The following is a 25,469-nucleotide window of genomic DNA, read 5'->3' as shown; positions in this document are numbered from 1 at the left end:
CGGCACATACTGTAGAAAGTATAGTTGGGGAGTGGCAGCAGTACCCGAAATATGGCTGGGTATGTTCTGGTCTTGGCCGTGATTATTCTTGGGGGCGCGATCGCGACGGTGGGCGATCGCCTTGGCTCAAAAGTGGGCAAAGCCCGATTGAGCTGGTTTAATTTGCGGCCTCGACAGACAGCTGTCCTGATTACCATTCTCACAGGGAGTTTAATTTCTGCCTCCACCCTTGCCATCCTCTTTGCCCTCAGCCGTGAATTGCGCGATGGCGTGCTGCGCATTGATACGATTCGCCGTCAACAAGCGGCGGCTGAACAAGAACTCGCCGAAACCCGTGCCCAAAAGGATGAAATTGAGGCGGAACTGGCACAATCCCAAATTGAACTGGCCAACATTCGCCAACGCCTTAGTCAAACCAACCAAGTCCTAGAGCAGGCCGTCAATCGTCAAACCCTCACAGAAGCAGAACTCAAGCAACTTCAAGACCGCTACACCCAAGCCCAAAAAGACCTCGAAAACTTTGAAGCCCAAGGGGCACGCCTGCGGCAAGAAATTCAGCGTTTGCAACGGGAGCGACAAGCCATCCAAGGCCGCCTCGAGGATGTGGCTAGCCAAAAAGCAGCCCTAGAAACTGCCATTCGCACGGCTCAACAGCGCCTTGCCGAGGTGGAAGGTCAAAAGGATCGTCTCCAAGCAGAGATTGATCGCATTCAGGATCAACTGGCCGTTGCCAATCAGCAGCAGCAGGTGTTACGCAATCAACAGCGCACGCTTCAGCAGGAAATTGCTGCCCTTGAGGCCAGTCGCCAACGCCTTGAGGAAAACGTGAGCATCCTTTTGCTAGGATTACGGCGGGGGACGATCGCCATTCGCACGGGGCAAGTCTTGGCCTCTGCGGTGATTCAACATGTCAAGGATCCGGCTCAGGCCACCCAAGTTATTGAAGAACTCCTGCGGGAGGCGCGGCGCAATGCCATTGTCCTGAATCGTCCCCAGAACCTCAAACCGACGGATCAGGTGATTCAAATTACCACCGAAGACGTGAACCGCCTGCGCAGCCAAATTAGTGATGGCCAGCCCTATGTGGTGCGCATTTTAGCTGCGGCCAATTATCTACAGGGGGAAAGTAACATTCTTGTAGTGCCCCAAGTGGCGCGCAATCAGGAGGTTTTCCGCGAGGGTGAGAATCTGGCTACCATTTCCTTGGATCCGAGCCAGATGACCGATGAGCAAATTTTGCAACGCTTGGATCAGTTGTTTACGGTCAGTAATCAGCGGGCGATCGCCTCGGGTGTCCTCCCCGATCCGGTCACTGGCAGTGTTGGCTCCTTTCGCCAAATTGAACTGGTGAAATTTGTCCTCGACCTCAAAGATCACCAAGGGACGATTGATATTAGTGCAGTTACCCCCACCTCTGTTTATACCGCTGGCCCTCTCACCCTTTCCCTTGTCGCCCGTCAAAATCAGCGGGTGATCCTGCGCAGTGGTTAGGCATCAGCATCATTTCCCGCGAATTGGGCTGGATTCATCAAACCGCAGGCTAGGATAGAGGAGATTTTTCTCCGTTCACCATGTAAGGGGTGCCCCCATGAAGCGACTGGTTTCGATTGGTTTTTTGGTGTTTATCCCCCTCTCCATTGCTGCTGAAAAACTGGCATGGGGTGCCCTCACCGTCTTTATTTTGGCAGCACTGGCGATCGTGCCCTTGGCGATTTGGTTGAGCACCGCAACAGAGGAGGTGGCACTTGCCACGGGGCCGACGATCGGTGGCCTATTGAATGCCCTCTTTGGGAATGCAACGGAACTGATTATTGCTATTGTGGCGCTGCGAGCGGGTTTAGTAGATATTGTCAAAGCCAGTATTACGGGCACCCTGATGGCGAACCTTTTGCTGGTGATGGGGTTATCCATGCTGCTGGGGGGCATTCGCTACAAGGAGCAATCCTTTGCCCCAGTGGTGGCACGGGTGAATGCTTCCTCGATGACGGTGGCGATCGCCGCGATTCTCCTACCGGCAATGGTCATTTACACCTCTAGCAGTGTGCCGCCAACCGCAATTTCCAAAATGTCAGTGGTGGCCGCAATCATTCTGATTCTGGTCTATGGACTAACGTTACTCTTTTCTTTGAAAACCCACAGCTATCTTTACGATGTCAGTCAGGTGGAACTGGGGGACGAAGCGGGGCACCATGAAAAGCCGAACCTGCCCCTGTGGATCACGGTTCTAATGATTGCCACGATTGGCGTAGCCTTTGAGTCAGAAATTTTTGTCGGCGCAGTTGAAGCAGCAACGGAGGGCTTGGGTCTAACGCCCCTATTTACTGGGGTCATCCTCTTGCCGTTGGTGGGCGGTGCAGCGGAATATGTGACTGCGGTGGGGGTTGCCCTGAAAAACAATATGGATTTGTCCGTGTCCATCGCCTTGGGTTCATCCCTCTTGGTGGCGCTCTTAGTGGCACCTGTGCTGGTGCTGATTGGCCAGTTTATTGGTCAGCCGATGGATTTAAACTTTAGTCTTTTTGAAGTGGTGACGGTGATTATTGCGGTCGTGATTGCTAATGTGATTAGCCTAGATGGCCGCTCCAACTGGCTGGAGGGGGCGCTGCTGTTGGCCACCTATGGGATTCTCGGCACCGCCTTTTTCTTCCATACCTAGGAGAGGCGCTGAATCTGTAGTTGATAGGTCATGGTTGAGGTCACCCCTTGTCCCCGCAGGGTACCTTGAATGGGGGCAGCATCCGTCGGATCAGCGGCAGCCACAAGGGCAATGTGGCGATCGCTCACCGCTAGGCCGTGGGTGGGATCATAGCCGCGCCAGCCTGCCCCCGGCAAATACACTTCTACCCAAGCATGGAGGTGCCGTTCAGGATTATCCAAGTCTCCTTCCTGATAGCCACTGACAAACCGCGCCGCTAAGCCCACAGCCCGACAGGCATGGATAAACAAGACGGCCGTATCGCGACAGGAACCCATTTGTTTTGCCCAAGTCACACAGGGGGGCCAAGGGGCACCGGTTTCACGAATTTGGTGCTGACAGGTACGGTAAATTTTGTTATTGAGGTCACTGAGAAATGTGAGGACACTACCATCGCCACTGGCTAAAATTTGCCAAGCCAATTCATAGGCAACAGGATCCACTGACGGTGATAGATAGGGATGCAAGCTAGTTGCCAGTCGCTGCGGATAGTTAAAAGGGAGGGTGACTGCCCACGAGTCAAGCAGATAGTTAAAGGGGTTGTCGCAATAGGTTTCTACTTCAGAGGTGACCTGAATCATCAGGGAGGTGGTGGGCTGTGGTGACCACCAGTAGCGTTGAATGTGATTGCCATGGACATCGAGGACAGTACTTTGGCCTTGGGGAGTTGGTAAAATTTGGAGGGAGATCGATCGCAGGCGTTGGTGGCCATCACTACGCGGGATCAAGCGTAAATCATGGGGGGCAAGGGCAACAGGGGCGCTGTAGGTGTAGCTAGTTTGATGATAAATGCGGTATTCCATTTCCTATCTAAAAGGAAGCCGCCCGAACCAATAACTGTCCAGGCGGGGTGTGGTGTGAGGAGTGAACGGAAACGTGCGTCTCCGCTATTTCTATTGTAGGGGACAGTTTCCAAATTGCCATAAGTAAATGGCGTAAAAAGATCAAATCTTTAGACCACACCCTAGCTCCTCTCACTACCAAAGCAAAAAGAGTCAAGAACAGATCCTGACTCCTCAATAAAACAGATGTTTGTAAAAAAAACAGCCTAACGAGTCGTGGCTGCCATTTTCTCTTCTGCCAGTTCCCTTAGGCTAGGGAATAAAAAGTGGTTTTCTTCAACGTACTGCGCACCAAACAAGCCCTTTTCTGCCCAGAAGTAGCGATCGGTGGTGTGCTCATTCCGCTTAACAAGAAGTAAAGCGGGTGGGGTGATCCCCTTGGCTTGAATAAATTTTCGTGCCGCTGTCACAGGTTTATCTTCGCCACTTTCGATGCTATATTGAGGTACGCACTCAAGGATTTTGCGTCCTTCGAGACGCCGCCGGCTCTTCCGCTTCCGTCTTCTGGCCAAGTTGCCTTACCTCCTTTGCCTTCAAAGAACTGTTATTGAGTTTACAAAAGTCGCCCTTTAGTATATCTGGTGTATCCTAGAATTTCAACTTTCCTTAATTTATCGAAACACGATTTATTGACGGGACAACGATCCCCAGCTTAGGATCAACGCTTTGCTGATCCCAGTGACCCCACTATAGCAAATTGTGCCACTTGAGAAAGTGGTTCCTTCCATTTGCCCCACAGCCAATGGGCTACCCTAGAGAACGACTGTCTAAGCTGCTGAACCCCTATGATGATCCAACGCTTAGTGCAACGGGTGCTCGAAACCCAAGTGTTAACCTCAGCCATTGAAAACCAAATTTCCCAACTGTTGTGGAAGCGAGAATATGACGGTGATGACATGGCGGCGCTTGGGGAATTGCTCGATGCCCTAGAGGCCAAGAAAATTCAAACCCAACAGTAGGTGCTGCGGTCTCTCCTGCAACTTCTGATCCTTGCCCTCAGCTACGGTGCCTTAGCCCTTGGGGGGGTGCCGGGGCTATGTATGAATCGCGCAACGATCGCCCTTGTGAGTGCGGCTCTTTTGATTGCCTTAGGGGCGATTGATCTACCCACTGCATGGCAAGCCATTGATCCCCAAACCATCGTGTTCTTGCTCAGCATGATGATTGTCAATGCTTATCTGGGCTTGAGCGGCTTTTTTCAAATAGCGATGGTGACGGTGGTGCGCTTTAGTGGCAGTCCCTTGGGGTTGTTGGTGTTTCTCGCTGTGGCGACGGGAATGCTATCGGCGGTCTTTCTCAACGACACCCTTGCCCTTGTGACGACGCCTTTAACCCTGCGCATTACCCATGTTTTGGGCTTAAATCCAGTGCCCTATCTGCTGGCGATCGCAGCGGCAACGAATATCGGTTCTGTGGCCACCCTCAGCGGCAACCCCCAAAATATCCTCGTGGGATCGTTTTCCGAGTTAGGATATCTGCCGTTTGCCCAAGTGATGGTTCCCGTCGCAGTGCTGGGGTTAGGGCTGCAAGTGGCTTGGTTGGGGTGGCTCTATCCGGAGGTGCGATCGCGCCAACCCTGTACATTGGCTACGCTCCAACCGGTGCAGGTGCAAAAAGGGTTACTGCACAAGACACTGATTGTCTCTGGGCTGATGTTTTTGGCCTTTCTGCTCGGCTTTCCCTTGGCAGAATCCTCTCTTTTGGCGGCAGCAGCTTTACTGGTCACCCGTCGGGTGAAGCCAGAGCGCATCCTTGCTCAGGTGGATTGGTCACTATTGGTTCTGTTTGCGGGTCTATTTATTCTTACCCGCTGTATTCAAAACTTTGATTTATTAGCTGTTTTGCGCCCTTGGGTAAATCAGCCCTTGCCCCTCGTGGTGATTACAGCACTGCTGTCAAATTTAATTTCTAACGTGCCCACGGTGCTGCTGCTCGCACAGTTTATCCCCAAAGGTGCCGATCAACTCTGGTACCTACTGGCAGCCACAAGTACCCTCGCGGGCAATCTTACGCTTTTTGGTGCTGTGGCTAATTTAATTACAGTTGAGGCCGCTGCTAGCTCAGGACAGCGGTTTTCCTTTTGGCAGCACTTGCGCTTTGGTGCACCGCTCACAGTGTTGACGCTGGCGATCGCCTACGTTTGGATCGTGAGTCAGACCTAGGGGCTAAAGGTTGGGGTCGTTGCTCCAGAGGCACTCTCAAAGTAGGCCACATCAGACATAATGACAGGCGCATCGGATTCAGGAATGGGCTGCCCTTGACTGAGATAGCCGACACAGCCATTCATCAGGCTATAGACAAAAATCACGCCTCCCGCTGAGATGGCCACGAGGCCACTGGCCAGCAGTAAGGAAAAATCCCGGAGGCGATAGGCACCGTGGAGGAGTCGCACCGACCACAGCACCAATGCCAGTACCAGTAGAAGTAAGATAGCCATATGTAAACTATCTTAACAACTCTCAGGATTTTCCTCATCAATCTTTAGATTCTTCTAATGAATTCTTGCTAGCACAGTGCCCGTGTTCGCTCTATGGTGCAGGTGAGGTTGGCGCCATACTGACCCACATGGGTAATTTCAGGCGTGTAGGCCTCTAACACCCGTCCTGTGCGATCGCACATCGTTAGGACGTAATCACAGTGGGGACACTGGGTGTGACTCACGGAGCCATAGCGTTGGCGAAGGGCTAATTTACCACAGTGAGGACAGTGAATCGTTTGCATGGTAACCATAGTTAAATAATCCTTAAATTCTTTTTGGCGTGTAGGAACTTGTGATAAAAGGCGTTGCGCAAATCTGCGTTTCAAAACAACAAAACTCAACAAATAGTATTGCGCAACATTAAGGGAGTTTATGAGAGGACACTTTTTATTATGGATGGATTTTCTAGCGATGGCAATGATCCCAATGTTAAAAAATATGCTAATTCGACGGGGATCAAGGAATTCTACAAATGGCCTTAGAGAAACTTGCTTCGCTTTTCTGAGAGGTGATTGACCTTTATTACAGCCCTTTTCACAAAGATTGAAGAAGATCAAGCTAGGCAAAACTGCCCTCGAAAAGTATTACATTCTCTTTACGCCCTCCCTGCTTTGGAAAAGAAAGGCATCTACCTTACTTGCATTTCTATTCAGCGATGTTTACTTAATGTAATGGTTTGTAACTCTGATCATTGACAACTCAATAGTAATAATCTGAAGAAAATATTAAGAAGTTGAGTGCATGGGGGTAGCCAGTGAAGTGGTTCAGCCTTGGTCTATTAAGTGGATGTTTCGTTGGCTCAATGACCTCAGCAGTAGCACAGGGTTCTCTGCAGGTGGTTTATCCGCCGCGAGAGCACACTACAAGCGCACCCCGGATTTTCTTTATTGGTACAGCACCGCCGCAAGTTGTCGTTACCCTCAATGGGCAGGTCGTTGGCGATCGCTCGCCAGCGGGACACTTTGCCCCCAGTCTTCCCCTGCAACCCGGATTGAATCACATCACCCTGCAAGCAGGAGATCAACGCCTTGACTTTGCCATCACCCGCACGGTGCCCCAAGTACCGACCACCCTACAACCCCTAGAGCCAACAGCCGATTTAGTGCGCCTGCCCAATGAAATTGTTTGCTTTACCGCTGCTGCCCCCAGCGATCGCGCCGTGCAAGTCCAAGTGGGTCAGCGCATTCTGCCCCTAGAACCCCTACCGCCCCAAGTGCAACTGCCCTCTAATCTGGCTGCGCTGATTCATCAAGCGGAGGTGGTCACTGCTCGCCCTTCTCTCTATCGCAATTGCCTCCAGCTCACCGAAGTGGGCGACTATGGCCCGATTCAATGGCAATTTGCAGGCCAGCGCCAACCCGGTGCCCGCATTCGTGTGGCTGAGCCAACGCAATTACCAGTTGTGGAAGTCACCCGCTCCCTTGGGGGGGTAGCCCGCACTGGCCCTAGCACTGATTATTCACGGCTGACGCCCCTGCCAGTGGGAACACGCGCACAGGTACGCGGACAAACGGGGGATTGGCTGCATTTGGACTATGGGGGTTGGATCCGCGCCAATGAAGTGCGGTTCCTCTCCAGTGCTCTGCCGACAACAGCCACCATCCGCAGTATTACCAGCCGTCAGCTTGCGGGTTGGACAGAAATCAGCTTTCCTTTGGATGTGCCCGTACCGATTTCGATTCAGCAGGGCGATCGCCAGTTCACCCTGACGCTCCACAACACGATTCCCCAAACCGACATCATTCGCCTCGATGCCGATCCCGTCATCCAGCGCCTTGACTGGTACCCCCTTGATCAAGACCGGGTGGAGTATCGCTTGACGCTGCATCATCGCCAACAGTGGGGCTATCGTGTGGCCTATGAAGGCAATCGGCTGGTGCTGCAACTGCGTCATCCACCCCAACTCCAACGGGGGACACAACCCCTGCGGGGGATTAAAATTCTCCTTGATCCCGGCCATGGCGGGCCTGAGGACTTGGGAGCACGCGGCCCAGATGGTACCCCAGAGAAGGTCGTCACATTGGCACTGGCCCAAAAACTGGCACCCGAGCTAGAACGCCTTGGGGCAACAGTCATTTTGACGCGCACAGAGGATATTGATCTGGACTTGCCCGATCGCCTTCTCGCCATTGAATCAGCCCAACCCACCCTTGCCCTCAGCTTGCACTACAATGCTCTCCCCGATGCTGGCGATGCCCGTAATACCCAAGGGATTGGCGCCTTTTGGTATCATCCCCAAAGCCATGACCTTGCCGTTTTCCTAGAGGGGTATCTCAGTCAGCGACTGCGGCGGCAGCAGTACGGTGTGTTTTGGAATAACCTTGCCCTGACTCGTCCGACAATTGCCCCTGCGGTGCTGCTGGAACTGGGCTTTATGATTCACCCGGAGGAGTTTGAGTGGATTGTTAACCCCCAAGCCCAAGCTGAGCTTGCCCGCACCCTTGCCCAAGGCATTCTGGAGTGGTTACAGCAGGCGACGCGGGATTAATCTTCCAGCAAATGGTGAAGGGCTGCCGCCATCTCGGCAGTGGATGTGGTGGCTGTGCCAAACTGACGTACGACAATACTGGCGGCCAAATTGCCTAAAACTGCCGCCTCCCAAAGACTGGCACCCGCCACAAGGGCAAGGGTTAAAGCAGCAACAACGGTATCGCCTGCGCCAGTGACATCAAAGACATCCGTACGGTTAAAGGCGGGTAAATGGTAGGGCGCCGCCTCGCGACTAAAGAGACTCATACCAGCATCCCCCCGCGTAATCAGCATATATTTAGCCGCCGTCAACTCCAGCAGGTCTTCCCCAGCTCGCAGTACCTCCGCCTCTGTGCGAATTGGGTAGCCCACCGCTGCCTCTGCTTCTGGCAGGTTTGGCGTAAATAGGAAAGCACCGCGATAGCGAGCTAAATCCCGTTGGGTATCAACAATCGTGCGCTCATGCTCTAGGGCAGCCGCAATCACAGGGGGTGTAAAGACACCATCGCCATAGTCGGAGCAAACCACGGCATCGGCAGTCCCCACCTGCTGACGAATAAAGGCCGCTAGCGCCTCCTGAAGGGCTGGGACAGGCAGATCATCGGACTTGCGATCCACGCGCACAATTTGCTGCGTCACCGACTGGCGAGCATGGCCAGAAATACGGGTTTTCGTCACGGTGGGGCGATCGCCATCCTTAAAGATGCCCCGCGTATCAATCCCTGCCCCTTGAAAAATGCTACAAAGCGCCTCCCCCTGCGGATCTACACCCACCAGACCAACCGCCTGCACCTGAGCACCCAACTTGGCCAAATTGTAGATGGCATTGGCACCGCCGCCGGGCACTTGGCGAGTAAATTCATGGCGCAAAATCAGAACAGGGGCTTCCCGCGAGAGGCGTTCCACCTGACCCGTGAGGAATTCATCGAGGGTGAGATCCCCCACCACCAGTACCCGTGCTGAGGAAAAGGACTCCAAAAGGTGTAGGAGTCGCCCTTGGGACGATTGCAATTGCTGGCGCAGGTCGGGTGGTAACATTTGGCTTTGCCTCAATTCCCGCTGATCCAGAATACTCCTGTGGGGGGACACCCATGCGCAGGGCAAGGTTCACAGAGAGGATATCGTCCAGAAATGGTAAATAAATGTTAAGAATCGTCTCCTGCATAGCTCAGGAAATCGACTAGAAAATAGGGAGGGAGTATTGGTGTGGCGTGAGGAATCAACTATGACTGGGCAGCAGCTGATTCGGTTTGGCACCGATGGCATTCGTGGGCGGGCAGGGGAGTTGCTAACCCCCAACTTGGCCTTGAGCTTGGGATATTGGGTGGGAGAAGTGCTGCGACAAAGGACGGATGCACCCCAACGCCCTTTTATCATTGGTCAAGATTCCCGCAACTCCAGTGATATGTTGGCCACAGCCTTGGCCGCCGGCTTAACCGCCGCTGGTTTTGAAGTGTGGAATGTGGGCCTGTGCCCGACCCCCTGTATTGCCTACCTAACGGCCACCACAGAAGCCATCGGTGGCGCCATGATTTCCGCCAGTCACAATCCCCCCGCCGATAACGGCATTAAAATTTTTGGCAGCGATGGCAGCAAGCTCAGCTCTGATCTGCAAAAAGAAATTGAAGCCCACCTAAATGCTGGCCTATCCTTGCCCCATACGGAGCACTGGGGGCATTTGCATCATCGTCCCGAATTGCTTCAGCGCTATCGCCATGCGGTGCAAGCGCCCCTTGAGGATCGTCAACCGCTGCGGAGACTGCGGGTGGTGTTGGATTTGGCTTGGGGATCTGCGGTGGCGGTGGCACCGACGGTGTTCCATGCCCTAGGGGCTGAGGTGATTGCCCTCCACGATCGCGCCGATGGCGATCGCATTAATGTCAACTGCGGTTCCACCCATTTAGAACCATTACAACAGGCTGTCCGTGAAACCCGTGCCGCTATGGGGTTTGCCTTTGATGGCGATGCCGATCGCGTGCTGGCGGTGGATAGCCAAGGGCGGGTGGTTGATGGCGATCACATTCTCTACTTCTGGGGACAACGGCTTCAGTCGCAGGCACAACTCCCCAAGGATTTGATTGTCGCCACTGTGATGTCGAATCTCGGTTTTGAGCGAGCTTGGCAAGCGCGGGGTGGACAACTGGTGCGGGCAGCAGTGGGCGATCAATACGTCCATGCAGAGATGCTGCGCCACGGTGCCATGCTGGGGGGAGAACAGTCGGGACACATCCTCTGCCGTCACTATGGGGTGGGGGGGGATGGCTTGCTCACAGCGGTTCATTTAGCAACCCTAGTTCAGGATTCCCGTCTATCCTTGGCACAACTGCGAGACCAAAGTTTTACCGCCTACCCGCAAATTCTCCGCAATGTCCGTGTTGACGATCGACAGCGACGACTCCACTGGCAAGAATGTGAGCCTTTGCAACAGATGATTACCAAAGCGCAACTGGATATGGGCGATCGCGGGCGAGTCTTGGTACGTGCCTCTGGGACAGAACCCGTTATCCGCGTCATGGTGGAAGCCGAGCAGCAAAGTGTTGCTGATTATTGGACAGAGACCTTGGTGCAGACGGTGACTGCTTATTTAGCGGCCTAGGAACAGGCGTCACTAGCTTGTATGATAATTGCCTAGTCGCGCTCTAGCCATTTCCTTGTCAGTCTCGCGTTTTCAAGCTGCCTGTGAGCAGGGTGAGTTTCTCATCACCGCAGAGGTTTGCCCCCCTAAGGGTAGGGATGCCAGTACGATGTTGCGCCAAGCAGCCCATCTCAAGGGGCGGGTTCATGCGGTCAATGTCACCGATGGCAGTCGCGCTGTGTTGCGCATGAGTTCTTGGGCAGCCGCCTATTTGTTGCAACAGCAGGGGTTTGAACCCATTTGCCAGATCGCCTGTCGCGATCGCAACCGCATTGCCCTGCAAGCGGATCTCATGGGCATTGCTGCTTTAGGTTTGCACAACATTTTGGCACTCACGGGCGACCCCGTCAAAGCAGGCGATCATCCCCAAGCCAAACCCGTCTTTGATTTGGAGTCTGTGCGGCTATTGCGCGTCATTGGCCAACTGAATCAAGGGGTGGATAGCGAGGATCGCCCCCTAGCCGATGGAGCGACGCAATTTTTTGCCGGGGCAGCGGTTGATCCTCAGTCTGCCAGTTGGTCAGGACTGCAACAACGGTTTGAACGCAAATTGGCAGCGGGTGCTCAATTTTTCCAAACGCAGTTAATTACTGACTTTGAGCGGCTAGCCAAGTTTATGGATCAGATTGCGGCGGGCTGTGGGCGACCCATTCTTGCTGGAATTTTTCTCCTCAAGTCGGCCAAAAATGCCCTGTTTATCAATCGCGCTGTGCCCGGTGCACTGATTCCCCAGCACCTTATTGATCGCCTTGCCGCTGCCGCTGATCCCCTCGATGAAGGGATAACTATTGCTGCCGAGCAGGTACAACAGGCGCGGGAACTCTGCCAGGGGGTGCACTTAATGGCGGTGCGCCGTGAGGATTTGATTCCCGAAATTCTCAACCGAGCGGGAATTGCTCCCCTTAGCGCGTCACCTGCACCCCGCGCCAAAACGCCACATAGCCCTTGATATTGGCTGCCGCCGGCTTGGGATCGGGGTAGTACCATGCCGCATCACGATTCACCTCACCATTGACAACAACGTGGTAGTAGCTGGCTGTGCCTTTCCAACCACAAACGGTGTGGGTATCGCTGGGCTGAAAATAGGCCGGATTGAGTGCCTCTGGCGGAAAATAAACATTGCCTTCGACCACTTCATAGCGATCGCTCTCGGCCAAGGTCGCGCCTTTCCAAACTGCTTTTGCCATTGCTTTTTTTCTCAGTCGTTCCCCTTCTTAAGATAAAGCAGGTGCCGTCAGCGGGCTAGGCACATTGGGGCGATCGGAACGAATTTGACCGTCACGAAACTGAATAATGCGGTGCGTGACAGCCGCCACATCGGGTTCATGGGTCACCATAATTACCGTCATGCCGGCCGCATTGAGTTGCCCAAAGATAGCAAGAATTTCCGCCGTGGTGTGGCTATCAAGGGCACCGGTAGGTTCATCGGCGAGCAGGAGTAGCGGCTGATTGACAATGGCGCGGGCGATCGCCACCCGTTGTTGCTGTCCTCCCGAGAGTTGATTGGGACGATTCTCAAGGCGGTGACCCAACCCCACCTGTTCCAATGCAGCGATCGCGCGATCGCGCCGTTCCTTGGGGGGAACTTGGGCATAGACCATGGGTAGCATCACATTTTCCAGTGCCGTTAGCTGCCCCAGCAAGTAAAACTGTTGAAAGACAAAACCAATCTTGGCATTGCGAATATGGGCGAGTTCATCATCACTGAGGTGTGCCACATCTTGGCCATCGAGAAAGTAGCGGCCAGAGGTCGGGCGATCTAAACAGCCAATAATATTCATCATTGTGGACTTCCCTGACCCCGAAGCCCCCATAATTGCACAGTACTCTCCCCGCTGAATGTTGAGATTCACCTCCCTAAGGGCGTGAACTTCCGTTTCCCCTTGGCCATACACTTTAGAAATCTGTTCTAGGCAAATGAGCGGCGGGTTCAGCATTACAATGAGGTGACAAGGCCATTTGCACTCATTCTAAAGCCTTTTTTCATAACCTTGGTGGCGAATAGATGGCGTATGGTAGAACAAACAAGTGAGTGAGGAGAATGAACCATGGGGTGCAAATCATTGCCAAGGCTACACAACACCGTCATCACCCTGGCGATCGCCAGTGGATTCACCCTTGGGGCAACACTGATGGTACCCCGCTCGGCCACTGCTCAACCCATGCCCGTCAGCCCAAGCTCCTATAGTTTTACCAGCATTAACCCCCTTCAGGACTATCTCCTGGGTGCAGGGGATGTGCTTTTCATTGAAGTGGTCAACCTGCCAGCCAGTGTTACTGGTCAGCGACAATTCACTGTTAATCTCGATGGCTCAGTCACCCTACCTTTGGCAGGGCGCGTCATGGTGGGCGGCTTAACTCTCCCCCAAGCGGAGCAGGTGATTCTGAACGCCTATAGTAAAGTCATGCGCTTTCCAGCAGTAACGGTTACATTGCAGACGCCGCGCCCCATGAAGATTTTAGTGGCAGGTGAGGTGAGCCGTCCAGGCTCCTATGTTGTTCCTTTTACTTCTGTATCAGCTTCTGCCCCCGGTATCGGCCTTTCCGGTGGCTTAACATGGCCTCGCCTGAGCCAAGTCCTCGCTCAAAGCGGTGGAATTACCCAAGAGGCGGATATTCGCAACATTGAGATACGCCGCCAACTGGGGAATGGCCAAACAGCCGTAACCAGAATTAATCTTTGGGAGATGATTCAGTCGGGGGATGCGAACCAAGATATCACGCTGCGCAGTGATGATGTGATTGTGGTGCCCAAGGCGAAGGAAGTGAATGCGGCTGAAGCCGTACGGGTGGCCTCTGCGACGTTTTCGCCACAGGTGATTCGGGTGCAGGTTGTGGGCGAAGTATTGCGACCGGGCTTGGTGGAAGTGCCAGCGAATGCCACGCTCACTCAGGGAATTGGGGCGGCTGGCGGATTCAATGTGCAACGTGCCAATATGTCTAGGGTGACGCTGGTGCGGCTGAATCGCGATGGTACGGTCAGTCGGCGACGGATTCCCTTTAGCTTGGCGGCTCAACCCAATGCCAACAATAATCCTGTGTTGCAACAGGGGGATGTGATTGTGGTGGAACGGTCAGCGCTGACGCAGGTGGGGGATACGATTGGGAATGCCCTGCGTCCTATCGGCGCCTTAGGAACCTTAGGAGTGTTCCTCAACTTAGTTAACATATTTGATTAGGAATGGCGTACTACTGATGTCGCTCCCACAAAAGATACCCAATTTACGGGTCGTTGATCGCGAAGCGCGTCCTGCGGGCGATCGCCAGCGAAATCCATCACGGTTCAGCACCAGAAAGAGTTCTCAAAAGGGTGGGCTGCAAGCTTTTAGCGATCGCTGTCGGCGACGGTGGCGACTACTGTCAGGAACGGTTTTACTCTCATTCTTGGTCATGGGGGGGTATGTTTTCTGGCAACCCGAAATGTACGAGGCCTATTTTCGCCTCCTGATGGAACCAGTGAAGGAACCACAGCCTGCGCCAACCCTGACCCCCCGTGATGGCATTGCCAGTACCCTCCCCTCCCCGCCGCCAACCACACCCCCTCCAGTGGATGTGGGGTCACAGATTCTCGTTCTAGAAAGTGACAAAGTACTAGCTCCCATTGCCCAGAAACTACAACAGCAGTATCCCCATCTGACCACGCGGGTCTTAGCTGAGCATCTGGAAATTCGACCAGTGGTTAGTTCCGCCACAGAGCAACTGCCGACCCAAACAAAAGTGCTAGAAGTGGCCTATCGCGATCGCCAGCCAGAAATCGTGACCGCAGTATTAAAGGCCGTGGCAGAGGCGTTTGTTGACTACAGTCAGCGCGATCGCCAAGAACAACTCAATCGCACCCTAGAGCAACTGGACAAAGACATCAATCAGCACCTTACAGAATTAGAGCAACTCCAGCAGCAACTCCAAGCCAGCCAACCCCAAGGCACGAGCCTGCAACCCTCAGAACAACTGCGCTTTTTAACAGAACAGTATCGCCAAATCCATAGCCTGCGCCAAGCGGCTCGCCTGAAGGCCGTGGAAGCCTACGGTCGTTTTCAAGGGTTTCAAGAACAACTCAAGATGACACCCGCAGAAGCCCTAGCAGCAGCGAACTTAAGTACCTCCCCTGCTTATCAGCAACAACTGGCACGCATTCAAGAACTGGATCAAGAAATTGCCAAGAATCTAGCCATTTTTCGGGAAGGGACACCCGTTATCCAAGCTCTTGAGGAACAGCGGCGAGTTTTGGTGGAGCAATTGCAGGCGATCGCCCGCCAAGTGATTGGTGAGCAATATCAAGTGGACAACCCCACGGCCCTAGGCTTTCAGGGAACAGTGTCACAAACGCTGATTACCAACTACATTACGGCGTGGATTGAATACGAAAACCAGCGGCGCTATGATGCTGAGCTTGCGGCTCCCCAAGCGGCGGTTGCCCAACAATTACAACAACTGAGTAGCCAACTCCCCGCCATTGATCGCCTTGAACATCAGATTCGGACGGCCAACCTCTCCCTTGAGATGCTCAATCAAGCCCGACAGGCAGTGCAACTACAACTGGCGCAGAATCACTTTGCGTGGCAGGTGTTGACGGATTTAGAGAATCCCGCTGTCCAACCCACCTTCCCGCGCTTACTGCTGTTGGTGCTAGGGGCGATCGCCAGCCTTGTGTTGGGGGTTCTGGCTACTTATGTTGCAGATGCAGCCGCCAATACGTTTGTCAGTCCAGCCCAAGTGGAAGATGCCCTCGGCTTGCCCCTCCTTGGCAAAATTCCCAAGGCAACCCCCCAAACCAATCTCCGCTTAGAGCGCGCGGTGAAGGGCAATTCAGGGCTGTGGCAGGTGACTCAAGTCCTACCCTTTGTCGGGGAATGGGTGAAGTTTCAGGAAACCTTTCACCATGTGTTTGCCAACCTCCAGGCCGTGGGTTTGGGGCATTCGTTAGCCGTGATTTCAGCCCTACCCACTGATGGGCGCACCACCGTTGCTCTGCATCTTGCCCTTGCTGCCGCAGGCACGGGGCAGCGGGTTCTGCTGATTGATGGGGATTTACGGCGACCCCAGATTCACCGCTATCTCGGCCTGACGAATGAACAGGGCTTGGCGGATTGGTTAATTCATCGGCGGCACTGGTATAGCGTTGCTCAGGCGCGGCGCGGTCTGGCAATTTTAACCGCTGGTGAGTTGCGGCAACAGCCGATGCGGCTCCTCAGCCAAGACACGCTCAAACAGTTCATGGCTCACCTGAAAAACTATTTTGATCTGGTGATTGTGGATACACCCCCCTTGGCCAACTTTGCTGATGCCAAACTCTGGTCGGGACTGGTGGATCAGACCCTTGTGGTAGTGAATCTGAAAGCACCCCAGCAGCCTGTACGACTAGCCTTGGCAGATTACAGTTTGGGGCGTGGTAGCGCTCTGGGCGTTGTGGTGAATCTCGCCTAAAGTTAAGCTATTCCTCAAAGAACCAAAGTTCCTTGTTGATACTCTCATCCAGCACTTGGGGGGGGCGTAAGACGAGCAGGAGTTGGCCAAGAATTGGCGCTGTAGGGGGTTCAGGAAACCAAGCCAGTTGGACAGGATCGCTGGCCGCAGGTGCAATCAACAGATAGCGATCGCGATCCCATTCTGGAAGACCACGATCCACTATCAGGAGCACTTGTTCAATGGGGAGTCCCTCAGGCGTGGGCGGTAATTCTGCGGGTAGGTCTGCCACTGGCCAAAGCACCGCGACTGGGTCAACAGCATTCAGGAGAACCTGCCAACTGGGGAGAGCCACGAGGGTCATGGGTTGAGGAACAGCGACTAATTGCAAGGCGCCTGTAGAAGTTAACTGGGGCACTTGATTAAAGGCTGCAGCAGCGAGCGGGGCTGTTCCTGCGACCGGAACGAGGTAGGGCAGGTCTTCAGCGGAATCCAAGCGGTAAAGGGGGAGTCGGGGTTGGCTAGCAGCGGGAACCACGGTAAAGTCCGTCAGCAGTTTTTCAAGCGCTTGGCGACCTGTGGCGGATTCAACAAAGCGAAAGCCTTGGGCAATGAGGCGCGATCGCTGGGCCAAATCGCGTTGCTGCCGCGCCAGTTGCCAATAGTAGCGACCAATGCGATCGCCCACACTCTCACCAAAACCTGCACTCTCATCCTTTTGATAGCTCACGGCCTTGAGGGCACGGCAGACCTCATGAACCGCAGTGACATCCAGTTGTTTCTCAACAATGAGTGTGGCTGCTGCAAGGCGATCGCCCGCTGATAAGACCCGCAGTTCATAGAGCAGATCGCTGCCCCGCGTTTGAAAATAGGCACGCACAGATTCAGGGGCGTCCCGTAGGCTCTGACTCACTTGCAGGGCAATGATCAGTTGATTTTGGTGGATGGGTTCAATGCCCGTGGCCTCAAAAATCGCTTGGGGAGATAGCCCTTGTTTTTGCAGTTGCTGGCATCCGGCTCCCCAATCCTGCCAAGTGCCCTCCTTGCGGCGTAGGCGTTGCAGCACTTCCGTTGTCAGGGCATCCTGTTCTTGACTCATTTAATCACCTCCTATTGACAGGGAAGCATGCTATACAATTGCCTAAGATTGCCTAGCGATCGCGCACCGTTGTCCCTTGGCGTTGAATGGCCAGCACCTCCACCCGTGCCTGCACATCAAACTTTGCCCAAGTCTCCTTGAGGGCAGTGGCAATGGCGGAAGCGGTAACGGGATCCCCGAGGGCTAAAAGCGTGGGTCCTGCGCCACTAATGACCAAACCGTGGGCACCCGCCTCAAGAGCCGCCCTGTGGAGGTCGGTATAGCCTTTGATCAGACTTTGGCGGTAGGGTTGATGCAGGCGATCGCCCAAGGCCAGTTGCAGCCACTCCCGTTGACCCGTTTCCAAACCCCGCAGCAGAGCACCAAGGTGACTGATATTAAAAACTGCATCACCGTAGGTACAGTGGGGGGGCAGCACTTGCCGCGCTGTTTCCGTGGCTAGCTCAAAGTCTGGAATCGCCACAATCGGCACCACATCCTGATCCCAAGGAATCTCTAGCCAATGCCATCCCCCTGCACTCCTTTGGACAGCAAGACGACAGCCCCCTAGCAAGGCCGGCACCACATTATCGGGGTGGCCTTCCATTTCAATGGCCAATTCCAGAACCTCGGTATGACTGAGGGGAAAGCCCGCCAGCCGATTTGCCCCTACTAAGCCGCCAATAATTGCGGTTGCTGAACTGCCGAGGCCCCGTGCGAGGGGAACCCCCAGATCAATCTCTAAATACACAGGTGGGGCTTCACGCCCTAGATATTGATAGAGACGGTGGTAGGCACGATAGGCCAAATTGTCGGAGCTACTGCTGACACCGGCTGCCTCAGTGCCCCGCACATTGACATGGGGGCGATCGCTCAAGGAAAAGGTGAACGTATTGGTGAGGGTCAGAGCGGCTCCTAAGCAATCAAACCCCGGACCCAAATTAGCCGTTGTTGCTGGCACAGTCACCACTGTCATCATCGGTTACACTTCCTCCCCGGTACCAAAGGCGCGATCCCCCGCATCCCCTAAGCCAGGCACAATAAAGCCCTGCTCATTCACTGTCTCATCAATCGTGGCTGCATAGACTTGCACTGCGGGAAAATGGGCACCGAGTTTCTGCAAAGCTGGCGGCGCAGTGACCACGGAAATGATTCGCACCAAGGCTGGGTCAATCCCCCGCTGCACCAGTTCCTGCATTGCTGTCATGATTGAACCTCCCGTTGCCAGCATCGGCTCACTAATCAGGACACGGGTTTGCGGGTCAAACTGCGGGGGCAACTTATTGAGATAGCAACTGGGTTCAAGGGTGGCCTCATCCCGCACAATCCCTAAGTGGTACGTCTTTGCTGTCGGTAAGACCCCTTGGGCACCGTCGAGCAAGGCCAAACCCGCCCGCAGAATGGGTACCACCACGACGGGTACTTGCGGATTCACCACCAGCGCTGCACAGGGGGCAAGGGGCGTTTCAACCACTGTTTCCACCGTTGGCAACCATTCCCGTACCGCCTCATAGGCCAACCAGCGACCTAGCTCCGTCATGGCTACGCGAAACAGAGGGGTGGGCGTGTTGCGATCGCGAGCCACCGTTAGCCAATGTTGAATGAGGGGATGAGGGGGGACATAAATGCGCAATTGGGGGGTCACAGTATCGCTCCAATACGTACCCGGCGAGCTTTCCTATTCTCCACTGAAATCGTCCCCTTTAGACACGGCCAAATCGCCGCTGTCGCTGTTGGTAATCCCGGAGCGCCTCATGGAAAGCAGCGCGGTCAAAATCCGGCCAGAGGGTCTTGGTGACGTAAATTTCTGAATAGGCCACCTGCCACAGCAAAAAGTTACTGACGCGCATCTCGCCACTGGTGCGAATCAATAAATCGGGATCCGGTAGGCCGCCCGTGTACAAATGGCGTTCAAAGAGTACCTCATCAATATCGGCGGGGTCCAGGCGTCCCGCTTTCACTTGGGCTGCAATCGAACGGCAAGCGTGGATAATTTCCCGTCGCCCACCATAGTTGGTTGCCACCACAAATTTAATTTTTTGGTTATTGGCCGTAGCGGTCATCGCTCGCTCAATTTCCGCTTGTAGGGAGTTCGGCAAACACGCCAAGTCACCCACAAAGTGAATTTGCACGCCCTCGGCAACCATTTCCGCCAGTTCCCGCCGCAACACTCGCTCAAAGAGGGTCATCAGAAAATCCACCTCCGGCAGGGGGCGCCCCCAGTTTTCTGTGGAGAAGGCGTAGGCGGTCAGGGCTTCAATGCCCCAATCTTTGCAACAGCGCAGCAGATCCTTGAGGGTGTCCACCCCGCGTTGGTGTCCCATAATTCGCGGTAAATTGCGCTGCTTTGCCCAGCGGCCATTGCCATCCATAATCACCGCCACATGGCGAGGTAGGCGATCGCGATCTAGATCTTCGGGTAACTCAATGAGTGAATGGGGCTGTAGCGTCATGGACATATCCTATTGGCGGAAATTAGCGCAGTGGCCATACAGTCTTCCAAAATTTTAAGCTGTGCCGACGTTGACGGGGTTGTGAAGTTCCCGTCCCTTGATCCTGCACATATTGCCGCAACAATTCCCCTAGTTTACTGCTTGTGAGGGGACGTTGAAGCTCCCCCTTAAAGGCAAGGGAAATTGACCCCGTTTCCTCAGAGACCACTACACAGACACAGTGGCTAATGCGTTCGGTAATCCCTAGGGCGGCGCGATGGCGAGTGCCCAACTGCCAAGGCCCCGTGCGATCCGAAAGGGGCAGGATCAACTTTGCCGCAATCACTTCAGCCCCCCGCACCCAAATTGCGCCATCGTGCAGGGGGGAACTCACCTGAAAAATTGAGGTAATGAGTTCCGGTGAAAGGCGGGCATTGAGGGCGATCCCTGCATGGGTAAAATCTTGGGGGCTGAGCTTTGTATGGGTTTCCAGCAGAATGAGTGCCCCCGTACGATCTTGAGATAATCCCTTCACGGCCGTCACAATCAAATCAACGGCATCATTGGTCAGGCTCGACTCGGCCACGGGCTGCATAAAGCCGAAAAACTGTCCTCGTCCCAACTGTTCCAGAAAAATGCGAATTTCCGATTGCAGAATAACGGCTAAGGCCACCGCAGAGCCAATCACTAAGTTGTGCAGCACAAAGCTCAAAAACTGTAGCTCAATGGCACGACTGAGGGAGGTTGCCAAAAGGAGGAAGATAAAGCCCCGTATCATCCAGAGGGTTCGCCGCTCGGCCACAACCCGCAAAATAGCGTAGGTTAGGGTCAAGACCAAAACCACATCCACGACTGTTCGCACCTTGGCCAGTGTCTGCGAGGACAGCAGCAGCCACGACAAGTTACCTAGGAGGCTTATCATCCCATCGTGTTCGTCACCTCCTAGGGGGCGGGGGTGCTCAATCGCAGGGGCAAGACATCATGGGCCACCAAATCAGCGTAGGTTTCCCGTTGCAGGATCAGGTTGGCTTCCCCCTCACAGACCACCACCGCCGCCGGCCGGGGCACACGATTGTAGTTGGAGGCCATGCTGTAGTTGTAGGCACCCGTACTGGCCACCACTAAAATATCATTGGCTTGCAGGGGGGGTAGGGTGACTTGGGGCAGCAGAATATCGCCCGATTCGCAGTGCTTACCGGCAACACGCACGGTTTCTGTGGCGGCAGTGGTCATGCGATTGGCACACAGGGCTGTATATTGCGCCTGATAGGTAATCGGTCGTGGATTATCGGACATCCCCCCATCGACAGCGATATAGGTGCGTAGCTCAGGAATCACCTTACGGCTGCCCACCGTGTAGGCCGTCACTGCCGCAGGTCCAACGATGGAGCGACCCGGCTCACAGATGAGTTTGGGTAAGGGAAGATGGCGTTGCTGACAGGCTTGGCTCAGTTGATGACTAATGGCCTTTGTCCAGTGGGCGATCGCCGGTGGGTTATCGGACTCGATGTAGCGAATGCCAAGACCACCCCCCACATTCAGTTCGCGCATGGGTAGCATCGCTTCACGGGCTTGAGCCAGCCAATCCACAAGGACATCACAGAGGTCTAAATGGGGTTGTTCCTCAAAAATCTGTGAGCCAATGTGGGCGTGGAGTCCGACCCAGTCCAGTTCGGGATGCGCCTTAGCAAACTGAAGCAACTCTGGAAACTGTTGCGGGTCAAAGCCAAATTTGCTGTCTAGATGTCCAGTGCGGATATATTCGTGGGTGTGGCATTCAATCCCCGGTGTCAACCGCAACATGACGCGCGGTGGGGTCGAGAGATCATGCTCCTCAACGTAGGCAGCAAGGCGCTCTAGTTCTAGCCAGTTATCGGCAACAATCGTGCAATTGACCTCAAGGGCATAGAGGAGTTCTTGGGGGGCCTTGTTATTACCGTGGAAGTAAATGTGGCTGGCGGGGACGCCGGCACTCAAGGCAGTGTAGAGTTCACCCCCGGAGGCCACATCAATCCCCAAGCCTTCACTGTAGGCAAGGGCGCAGGTGGCCAAGCAGTTCCAAGCCTTTGAAGCGTAGAGCACCAAAAATTCACCACCGTAGGTCTGCTGGAGGGTGTCTTGGTATTGACGGCAGGCGGTGCGAAAGGTGAATTCATCAAGGATGTAGAGGGGAGAGCCAAACTGAGCCACTAACTCCACCACATCACACCCACCAATGGTGAGATGGCCTCGGGCATTGGTTTGCGCAGTCAGGGGTAAAATTTGTTGATTGGCAGCAAGAGGGGTGGAGATCATGGGTCAGTATCGCGAGAAATCAAAGATAAAAGGACAAATCGCTATTCTCAATTCTAGGGGGATTTGGGCGATCGCTCCCTTCATCTGTTGAGTCTCTGCTGAGCCTGTAGTTCATCGAACCGTCCCTCAGCTATTTTGCTGCTGTTCCTGTCCAATTGAGGAAAAAGGGGGGTAGCCCTTCTTGGCCGTTGATCACAATCACTTGGGGCACTTGGGCACCGCCTTCACGCCATGCTTCGATCGCTTCCTTTTGCAGCACTAACTGGCCACCCGGAGCTTTGAGGGTTTCGGCAAGGAGGCGTTGGGCTTCCGCTTTCCCTTGGGCACGGTTAATTTCCGCTTGCGCCTGTTGAGCCGCCTCTTGGGCGATATAGACCGCCCGTTGTGCCCGCTGCTCAGCAATTTGCTTATCCTCGACGGCCTTGGAAAATTCCTCCGAAAAGTCAAGGTTAACGACACTGGTATCCAGTACGAGAATGTGGTACTTGGCTAGGCGATCGCCAAGGGCATGATCAAAATCCTCCTTAAGTTCATCCCGCTTGGTAATAGCCTCCTCCGCCGTGCGACGGGCAGCAGCAATTTTGAAGGCCTCTTGGGTCTGGGGAGCAATGATTTTGGCGACGATATTTTCTAGGGTCCCTTGGGTGCGGCGCACATCCACGATGGCCATGGGGTCTAGGCGAAAGTTGATGGCAAAACTGGCGGTAATGTCCTGCAAATCTTTGGTGGCACTTTCCGCTGGCACTTCAAACTTCTGTACAGTTACGTCATAGACATCCACACTGGCAATAAACGGCGGTTTCCAGTGGATGCCCTCGAGGAGGGGAGTATCCTGAGCTTTACCCAAAATACTCAGCACCCCTGCTTGGCCAGGATTAATAATCACCACGGCATTCAAAAGGACAACCAGCAAGACAATGGCGATCGCCACCACTGAGGAGGTGAGCCGCGAACTGAGGAGTTGATTCATGACCCAAGAATTGAATTTCTGCTTTGATTATAGGCGGTGCTTCCCGCCGATCCGGAAGGCAATTCCTTGCTAGAGTACAGATAGTCTGTCATTTGCTGAGCGTCCTATGCGGTTGCCCCTTACTGCTGCCCAAGCGGCCTACTATGGTGATGCCTACTATCGCACCCCACCCCCCGATCTCCCTTCACTGCTGTTGAAGGAGCGGATCGTCTATCTCGGCATGCCTTTGGTGCCAGCGGTTACGGAACTGATCATTGCCGAACTGCTCTATCTGCAATACGACGATCCCGAAAAACCCATCCGCATTTACATTAACTCGACGGGAACCTCCCGCTACGATGGCGAACCCATTGGCTTTGAAACAGAAGCCTTTGCCATCTGCGACACCATGCGCTACATTAAGCCCCCTGTGCATACGATCTGCATTGGTCAAGCGATGGGGATGGCCGCCATGTTGCTCTCAGCGGGGACAAAGGGGTATCGAGCCAGTTTACCCCACGCCACGATTGTTCTGCACCAAACCAAGAGCTATGCCCAAGGACAGGCCACCGATATTCAAATTCGTGCCAAGGAGGTTCTGGCCAATAAGGCAATGATGGTGGAGATTTTGGCGCAAAATACCGGTCAACCCCCCGAACGCATTACCCGCGATATGGATCGGCTGCTTTATATGACGCCGCAAATGGCCAAGGAATACGGCATTATTGACCGCATCCTCGAACCCGAAGCGGTGACCAAGAAACTGCCCGCCACTCTCACCTAGTGCAAGACGGCTGCCCAGTCGCGGCCAATGCGAATCGTAATATCCGAAGACAGCACCCCCGTGGAGTTGGCGGATACTCGCCCCATGCCAAGGACAGAACGAATCATTTGCGCAGCCCCAATATCCCCTTGCTGTGCCACAATCTCTGTTTCGGGGGTTTGCTGATACCACTCTTCACTGATGATCACATTGGTATAGCCGTGGTGGGCGAGGAAATCCGCCATGTCTTGGGCAGCGTCACTGCTACCGGAGGCATTTTGCAGCGCAATGCGTAGCGTCCCTGTTTCACGCCACGTATGGTCAACCAGCTTTGAGGGGCGATCGCTAAAGTGCTCAGCAACCACCCGATCAATGCGGTCATAGTCAGGAAGCCAGTAGCTGACCTCATAGCCATCACCACTAAAGCGTCCCGGCAGCAGAATCAAACGCAGGTTGTCTGGCTCAATGCGCAAACTAAATTGGGCGATCGCCATCAGTTCGGCAAAGGTTAAATCCGTATCCACATATTTTTGCAGGACGCTGTAGATTTTCGGCACCTGGGTCAGCATGACGGGATTGGCCAGTTTCTTTTGCAGCGCCTTGATCAGCATTTGCTGCCGCTGGGCACGACCAATATCCCCCAGTTCATCGTAACGAAAGCGAACAAAGCCCTCTGCTTGCTCCCCGTTCAGGGTTTGCAGCCCCGGTTGAAGATCAATGTAAAGTTTTTGGGTGTGATCGGTATAAACCATCCGCTTGGGCACGTTGACCTCGACACCGCCCACCAGATCCACCAATTCTCGAAATGCATCTGTATCAATGCGAATGTAGCGATCAATGGGGGTATAGTTGAGGATTTCGCTGACCACCCGCACCGTTAGATCGACCTCTCCATAAACATTGGCCGCATTAATTTTGTCGATGCCATGTCCGGGAATTTCCACACGGGTATCACGGGGAATACTCAAGACCGTAATCGTGCCATTTTCAGGGTTAAACCGCGCCAGCAGCATCGTATCCGTGCGACCACGGAACCGTTTCGGAGAACCTTCAGGGGCATCCAAGACATTATCCACCCCCAGTACCAAGAGGTTCACTGGCCGACTCATGCCATACTGGAACCCCCGTGTCATCATTTCCAGCCAAGAGGGATCCCGTTGGCCACGATGGTTCGTGCCCTGAAAGGGTGACATCAAAACAAATGTCATGCCCGCAAAGGCAGAAACCAAGGACACACCACTAAAGGCAGCAATCCAGCCTAGGGTACGCCATGGCGAAGGGCGCGATCGCTGACCCCTGCTTTTTTGAGATACTTTTTGCCTTCCCCGACCACCCACAGTAGAACTCACCGATTTACGCTGTTGAACGCCTCTTGCCACAAACTCACTCCCGAAATAAAAACCAATCGTGGGCTAGTCGGGTGGACGCA

The 25,469-nt window shown here is 54.2% G+C and carries 25 protein-coding genes; 10 read left to right on the top strand and 15 right to left on the bottom strand.

All coding sequences use genetic code 11. The annotated features are described in order from the left end of the window. Nucleotides 1-51 precede the first annotated feature (51 nt). Nucleotides 52-1,491, top strand: a complete 1,440-nt coding sequence (locus RHJ80_RS11475) for a DUF3084 domain-containing protein (protein ID WP_206200276.1) — start codon at nt 52-54, stop codon at nt 1,489-1,491. Between the two features lie 97 nt (nt 1,492-1,588). After that, complete coding sequence (gene cax / locus RHJ80_RS11470) at nt 1,589-2,656, top strand: calcium/proton exchanger (RefSeq protein ID WP_206200275.1); 1,068 nt, start codon at nt 1,589-1,591, stop codon at nt 2,654-2,656. On the opposite strand, the gene RHJ80_RS11465 is transcribed toward cax, so the two are convergent. Together RHJ80_RS11465 and RHJ80_RS11460 are read right to left on the bottom strand one after the other, a co-directional pair. Next, complete coding sequence (locus tag RHJ80_RS11465; protein WP_310801031.1) at nt 2,653-3,498, bottom strand: transglutaminase family protein; 846 nt, start codon at nt 3,496-3,498, stop codon at nt 2,653-2,655. The two genes, cax and RHJ80_RS11465, sit on opposite strands and share 4 nt — an antisense overlap. A 245-nt stretch (nt 3,499-3,743) precedes the next feature. Beyond that, entirely contained in the window at nt 3,744-4,049 is a 306-nt protein-coding gene (locus tag RHJ80_RS11460; RefSeq protein WP_149819587.1) for a DUF3155 domain-containing protein, read from the bottom strand. Between the two features lie 273 nt (nt 4,050-4,322). Here RHJ80_RS11460 and RHJ80_RS11455 point away from each other — a divergent pair, with 273 nt between their 5' ends. Beyond that, a complete protein-coding gene (locus RHJ80_RS11455; protein WP_149819585.1) occupies nt 4,323-4,496 on the top strand; it encodes a hypothetical protein in 174 nt (57 codons plus the stop codon). After that, complete coding sequence (locus RHJ80_RS11450; RefSeq protein ID WP_310801030.1) at nt 4,497-5,699, top strand: anion transporter; 1,203 nt, start codon at nt 4,497-4,499, stop codon at nt 5,697-5,699. Here the strand turns inward: RHJ80_RS11450 and RHJ80_RS11445 are convergent. Both RHJ80_RS11445 and RHJ80_RS11440 read right to left on the bottom strand, forming a co-directional pair. Next, nucleotides 5,696-5,974, bottom strand: a complete 279-nt coding sequence (locus tag RHJ80_RS11445; protein WP_149819581.1) for a hypothetical protein — start codon at nt 5,972-5,974, stop codon at nt 5,696-5,698. The two genes, RHJ80_RS11450 and RHJ80_RS11445, sit on opposite strands and share 4 nt — an antisense overlap. A 68-nt stretch (nt 5,975-6,042) precedes the next feature. After that, nucleotides 6,043-6,267: a replication restart DNA helicase PriA gene (locus tag RHJ80_RS11440; RefSeq protein ID WP_149819579.1), complete on the bottom strand. Its 225-nt coding sequence runs from the start codon at nt 6,265-6,267 to the stop codon at nt 6,043-6,045. A gap of 551 nt (nt 6,268-6,818) precedes the next feature. Between RHJ80_RS11440 and RHJ80_RS11435 the strand changes: the two genes are divergently transcribed. Then, entirely contained in the window at nt 6,819-8,504 is a 1,686-nt protein-coding gene (locus RHJ80_RS11435) for an N-acetylmuramoyl-L-alanine amidase (protein ID WP_310801029.1), read from the top strand. On the opposite strand, the gene rfaE1 is transcribed toward RHJ80_RS11435, so the two are convergent. Further along, complete coding sequence (gene rfaE1 / locus RHJ80_RS11430; protein ID WP_310801028.1) at nt 8,501-9,523, bottom strand: D-glycero-beta-D-manno-heptose-7-phosphate kinase; 1,023 nt, start codon at nt 9,521-9,523, stop codon at nt 8,501-8,503. The two genes, RHJ80_RS11435 and rfaE1, sit on opposite strands and share 4 nt — an antisense overlap. A gap of 187 nt (nt 9,524-9,710) precedes the next feature. Between rfaE1 and glmM the strand changes: the two genes are divergently transcribed. Both glmM and RHJ80_RS11420 read left to right on the top strand, forming a co-directional pair. Next, the gene (gene glmM / locus RHJ80_RS11425) at nt 9,711-11,081 is read left to right on the top strand and encodes a phosphoglucosamine mutase (RefSeq protein ID WP_310801027.1); all 1,371 of its coding nucleotides are present in this window, start codon (nt 9,711-9,713) and stop codon (nt 11,079-11,081) included. A gap of 55 nt (nt 11,082-11,136) precedes the next feature. Continuing rightward, nucleotides 11,137-12,069, top strand: a complete 933-nt coding sequence (locus RHJ80_RS11420) for a methylenetetrahydrofolate reductase (protein WP_302678348.1) — start codon at nt 11,137-11,139, stop codon at nt 12,067-12,069. Here the strand turns inward: RHJ80_RS11420 and RHJ80_RS11415 are convergent. After that, nucleotides 12,023-12,307, bottom strand: a complete 285-nt coding sequence (locus tag RHJ80_RS11415) for a DUF427 domain-containing protein (protein WP_310438552.1) — start codon at nt 12,305-12,307, stop codon at nt 12,023-12,025. The two genes, RHJ80_RS11420 and RHJ80_RS11415, sit on opposite strands and share 47 nt — an antisense overlap. A 27-nt stretch (nt 12,308-12,334) precedes the next feature. After that, complete coding sequence (locus tag RHJ80_RS11410; protein ID WP_302677513.1) at nt 12,335-13,057, bottom strand: ABC transporter ATP-binding protein; 723 nt, start codon at nt 13,055-13,057, stop codon at nt 12,335-12,337. Between the two features lie 111 nt (nt 13,058-13,168). Between RHJ80_RS11410 and RHJ80_RS11405 the strand changes: the two genes are divergently transcribed. Next, entirely contained in the window at nt 13,169-14,299 is a 1,131-nt protein-coding gene (locus RHJ80_RS11405) for a polysaccharide biosynthesis/export family protein (RefSeq protein ID WP_310801026.1), read from the top strand. A 16-nt stretch (nt 14,300-14,315) separates the two neighbouring features. Next, nucleotides 14,316-16,544, top strand: a complete 2,229-nt coding sequence (locus tag RHJ80_RS11400; protein ID WP_310801025.1) for an AAA family ATPase — start codon at nt 14,316-14,318, stop codon at nt 16,542-16,544. A gap of 7 nt (nt 16,545-16,551) precedes the next feature. Here the strand turns inward: RHJ80_RS11400 and RHJ80_RS11395 are convergent, their stop codons facing one another. The 7 genes from RHJ80_RS11395 to RHJ80_RS11365 form a co-directional block, all read right to left on the bottom strand. Continuing rightward, the gene (locus RHJ80_RS11395; RefSeq protein ID WP_206200262.1) at nt 16,552-17,622 is read right to left on the bottom strand and encodes a RuBisCO accumulation factor 1; all 1,071 of its coding nucleotides are present in this window, start codon (nt 17,620-17,622) and stop codon (nt 16,552-16,554) included. 52 nt (nt 17,623-17,674) lie between these two features. Beyond that, nucleotides 17,675-18,580, bottom strand: coding sequence for a homoserine kinase (thrB, locus tag RHJ80_RS11390; RefSeq protein WP_310801024.1), 906 nt, complete (start codon nt 18,578-18,580; stop codon nt 17,675-17,677). 3 nt (nt 18,581-18,583) lie between these two features. Further along, on the bottom strand, nt 18,584-19,246 hold the full coding sequence (upp, locus tag RHJ80_RS11385) for a uracil phosphoribosyltransferase (RefSeq protein WP_310438548.1): 663 nt from the start codon (nt 19,244-19,246) through the stop codon (nt 18,584-18,586). A gap of 58 nt (nt 19,247-19,304) precedes the next feature. Next, the gene (uppS, locus tag RHJ80_RS11380) at nt 19,305-20,060 is read right to left on the bottom strand and encodes a polyprenyl diphosphate synthase (protein ID WP_310801023.1); all 756 of its coding nucleotides are present in this window, start codon (nt 20,058-20,060) and stop codon (nt 19,305-19,307) included. A gap of 16 nt (nt 20,061-20,076) precedes the next feature. Then, a complete protein-coding gene (cdaA, locus tag RHJ80_RS11375; RefSeq protein WP_310453607.1) occupies nt 20,077-20,955 on the bottom strand; it encodes a diadenylate cyclase CdaA in 879 nt (292 codons plus the stop codon). A gap of 20 nt (nt 20,956-20,975) precedes the next feature. Then, a complete protein-coding gene (gene lysA, locus RHJ80_RS11370) occupies nt 20,976-22,328 on the bottom strand; it encodes a diaminopimelate decarboxylase (RefSeq protein WP_310801022.1) in 1,353 nt (450 codons plus the stop codon). 130 nt (nt 22,329-22,458) lie between these two features. Then, nucleotides 22,459-23,298 carry a prohibitin family protein gene (locus tag RHJ80_RS11365; RefSeq protein WP_206200257.1) on the bottom strand — a complete coding sequence of 280 codons (840 nt, stop codon included), beginning with the start codon at nt 23,296-23,298 and terminating at the stop codon, nt 22,459-22,461. Nucleotides 23,299-23,404: 106 nt separating this feature from the next. Here RHJ80_RS11365 and RHJ80_RS11360 point away from each other — a divergent pair, with 106 nt between their 5' ends. Then, nucleotides 23,405-24,061 carry an ATP-dependent Clp protease proteolytic subunit gene (locus RHJ80_RS11360; RefSeq protein WP_310438546.1) on the top strand — a complete coding sequence of 219 codons (657 nt, stop codon included), beginning with the start codon at nt 23,405-23,407 and terminating at the stop codon, nt 24,059-24,061. Here RHJ80_RS11360 and RHJ80_RS11355 read toward each other — a convergent pair. Further along, the gene (locus RHJ80_RS11355; RefSeq protein WP_302678341.1) at nt 24,058-25,419 is read right to left on the bottom strand and encodes an LCP family protein; all 1,362 of its coding nucleotides are present in this window, start codon (nt 25,417-25,419) and stop codon (nt 24,058-24,060) included. The two genes, RHJ80_RS11360 and RHJ80_RS11355, sit on opposite strands and share 4 nt — an antisense overlap. Between the last annotated feature and the right edge of the window lie 50 nt (nt 25,420-25,469).

The organism is Thermosynechococcus sp. QS41 (assembly GCF_031583515.1).
In the GTDB taxonomy this organism is placed as follows: Bacteria; Cyanobacteriota; Cyanobacteriia; order Thermosynechococcales; family Thermosynechococcaceae; genus Thermosynechococcus.
The sequence above is the reverse complement of the archived record's forward strand: the minus strand, read 5'-3'. Positions and strand labels throughout refer to the sequence as shown.

What these genes read in the sequence shown, in the direction of transcription:
- RHJ80_RS11475 (WP_206200276.1), top strand. Translation starts at nt 52, where the DNA reads ATGGCTGGGTATGTTCTGGTCTTGGCCGTGATTATTCTTGGGGGCGCG.
- cax (WP_206200275.1), top strand. Translation starts at nt 1,589, where the DNA reads ATGAAGCGACTGGTTTCGATTGGTTTTTTGGTGTTTATCCCCCTCTCC.
- RHJ80_RS11465 (WP_310801031.1), bottom strand. Translation starts at nt 3,498, where the DNA reads ATGGAATACCGCATTTATCATCAAACTAGCTACACCTACAGCGCCCCT.
- RHJ80_RS11455 (WP_149819585.1), top strand. Translation starts at nt 4,323, where the DNA reads ATGATGATCCAACGCTTAGTGCAACGGGTGCTCGAAACCCAAGTGTTA.
- RHJ80_RS11445 (WP_149819581.1), bottom strand. Translation starts at nt 5,974, where the DNA reads ATGGCTATCTTACTTCTACTGGTACTGGCATTGGTGCTGTGGTCGGTG.
- RHJ80_RS11440 (WP_149819579.1), bottom strand. Translation starts at nt 6,267, where the DNA reads ATGGTTACCATGCAAACGATTCACTGTCCTCACTGTGGTAAATTAGCC.
- RHJ80_RS11435 (WP_310801029.1), top strand. Translation starts at nt 6,819, where the DNA reads ATGACCTCAGCAGTAGCACAGGGTTCTCTGCAGGTGGTTTATCCGCCG.
- rfaE1 (WP_310801028.1), bottom strand. Translation starts at nt 9,523, where the DNA reads ATGTTACCACCCGACCTGCGCCAGCAATTGCAATCGTCCCAAGGGCGA.
- glmM (WP_310801027.1), top strand. Translation starts at nt 9,711, where the DNA reads ATGACTGGGCAGCAGCTGATTCGGTTTGGCACCGATGGCATTCGTGGG.
- RHJ80_RS11415 (WP_310438552.1), bottom strand. Translation starts at nt 12,307, where the DNA reads ATGGCAAAAGCAGTTTGGAAAGGCGCGACCTTGGCCGAGAGCGATCGC.
- RHJ80_RS11410 (WP_302677513.1), bottom strand. Translation starts at nt 13,057, where the DNA reads ATGCTGAACCCGCCGCTCATTTGCCTAGAACAGATTTCTAAAGTGTAT.
- RHJ80_RS11405 (WP_310801026.1), top strand. Translation starts at nt 13,169, where the DNA reads ATGGGGTGCAAATCATTGCCAAGGCTACACAACACCGTCATCACCCTG.
- RHJ80_RS11400 (WP_310801025.1), top strand. Translation starts at nt 14,316, where the DNA reads ATGTCGCTCCCACAAAAGATACCCAATTTACGGGTCGTTGATCGCGAA.
- RHJ80_RS11395 (WP_206200262.1), bottom strand. Translation starts at nt 17,622, where the DNA reads ATGAGTCAAGAACAGGATGCCCTGACAACGGAAGTGCTGCAACGCCTA.
- thrB (WP_310801024.1), bottom strand. Translation starts at nt 18,580, where the DNA reads ATGATGACAGTGGTGACTGTGCCAGCAACAACGGCTAATTTGGGTCCG.
- uppS (WP_310801023.1), bottom strand. Translation starts at nt 20,060, where the DNA reads ATGTCCATGACGCTACAGCCCCATTCACTCATTGAGTTACCCGAAGAT.
- cdaA (WP_310453607.1), bottom strand. Translation starts at nt 20,955, where the DNA reads ATGATAAGCCTCCTAGGTAACTTGTCGTGGCTGCTGCTGTCCTCGCAG.
- lysA (WP_310801022.1), bottom strand. Translation starts at nt 22,328, where the DNA reads ATGATCTCCACCCCTCTTGCTGCCAATCAACAAATTTTACCCCTGACT.
- RHJ80_RS11365 (WP_206200257.1), bottom strand. Translation starts at nt 23,298, where the DNA reads ATGAATCAACTCCTCAGTTCGCGGCTCACCTCCTCAGTGGTGGCGATC.
- RHJ80_RS11360 (WP_310438546.1), top strand. Translation starts at nt 23,405, where the DNA reads ATGCGGTTGCCCCTTACTGCTGCCCAAGCGGCCTACTATGGTGATGCC.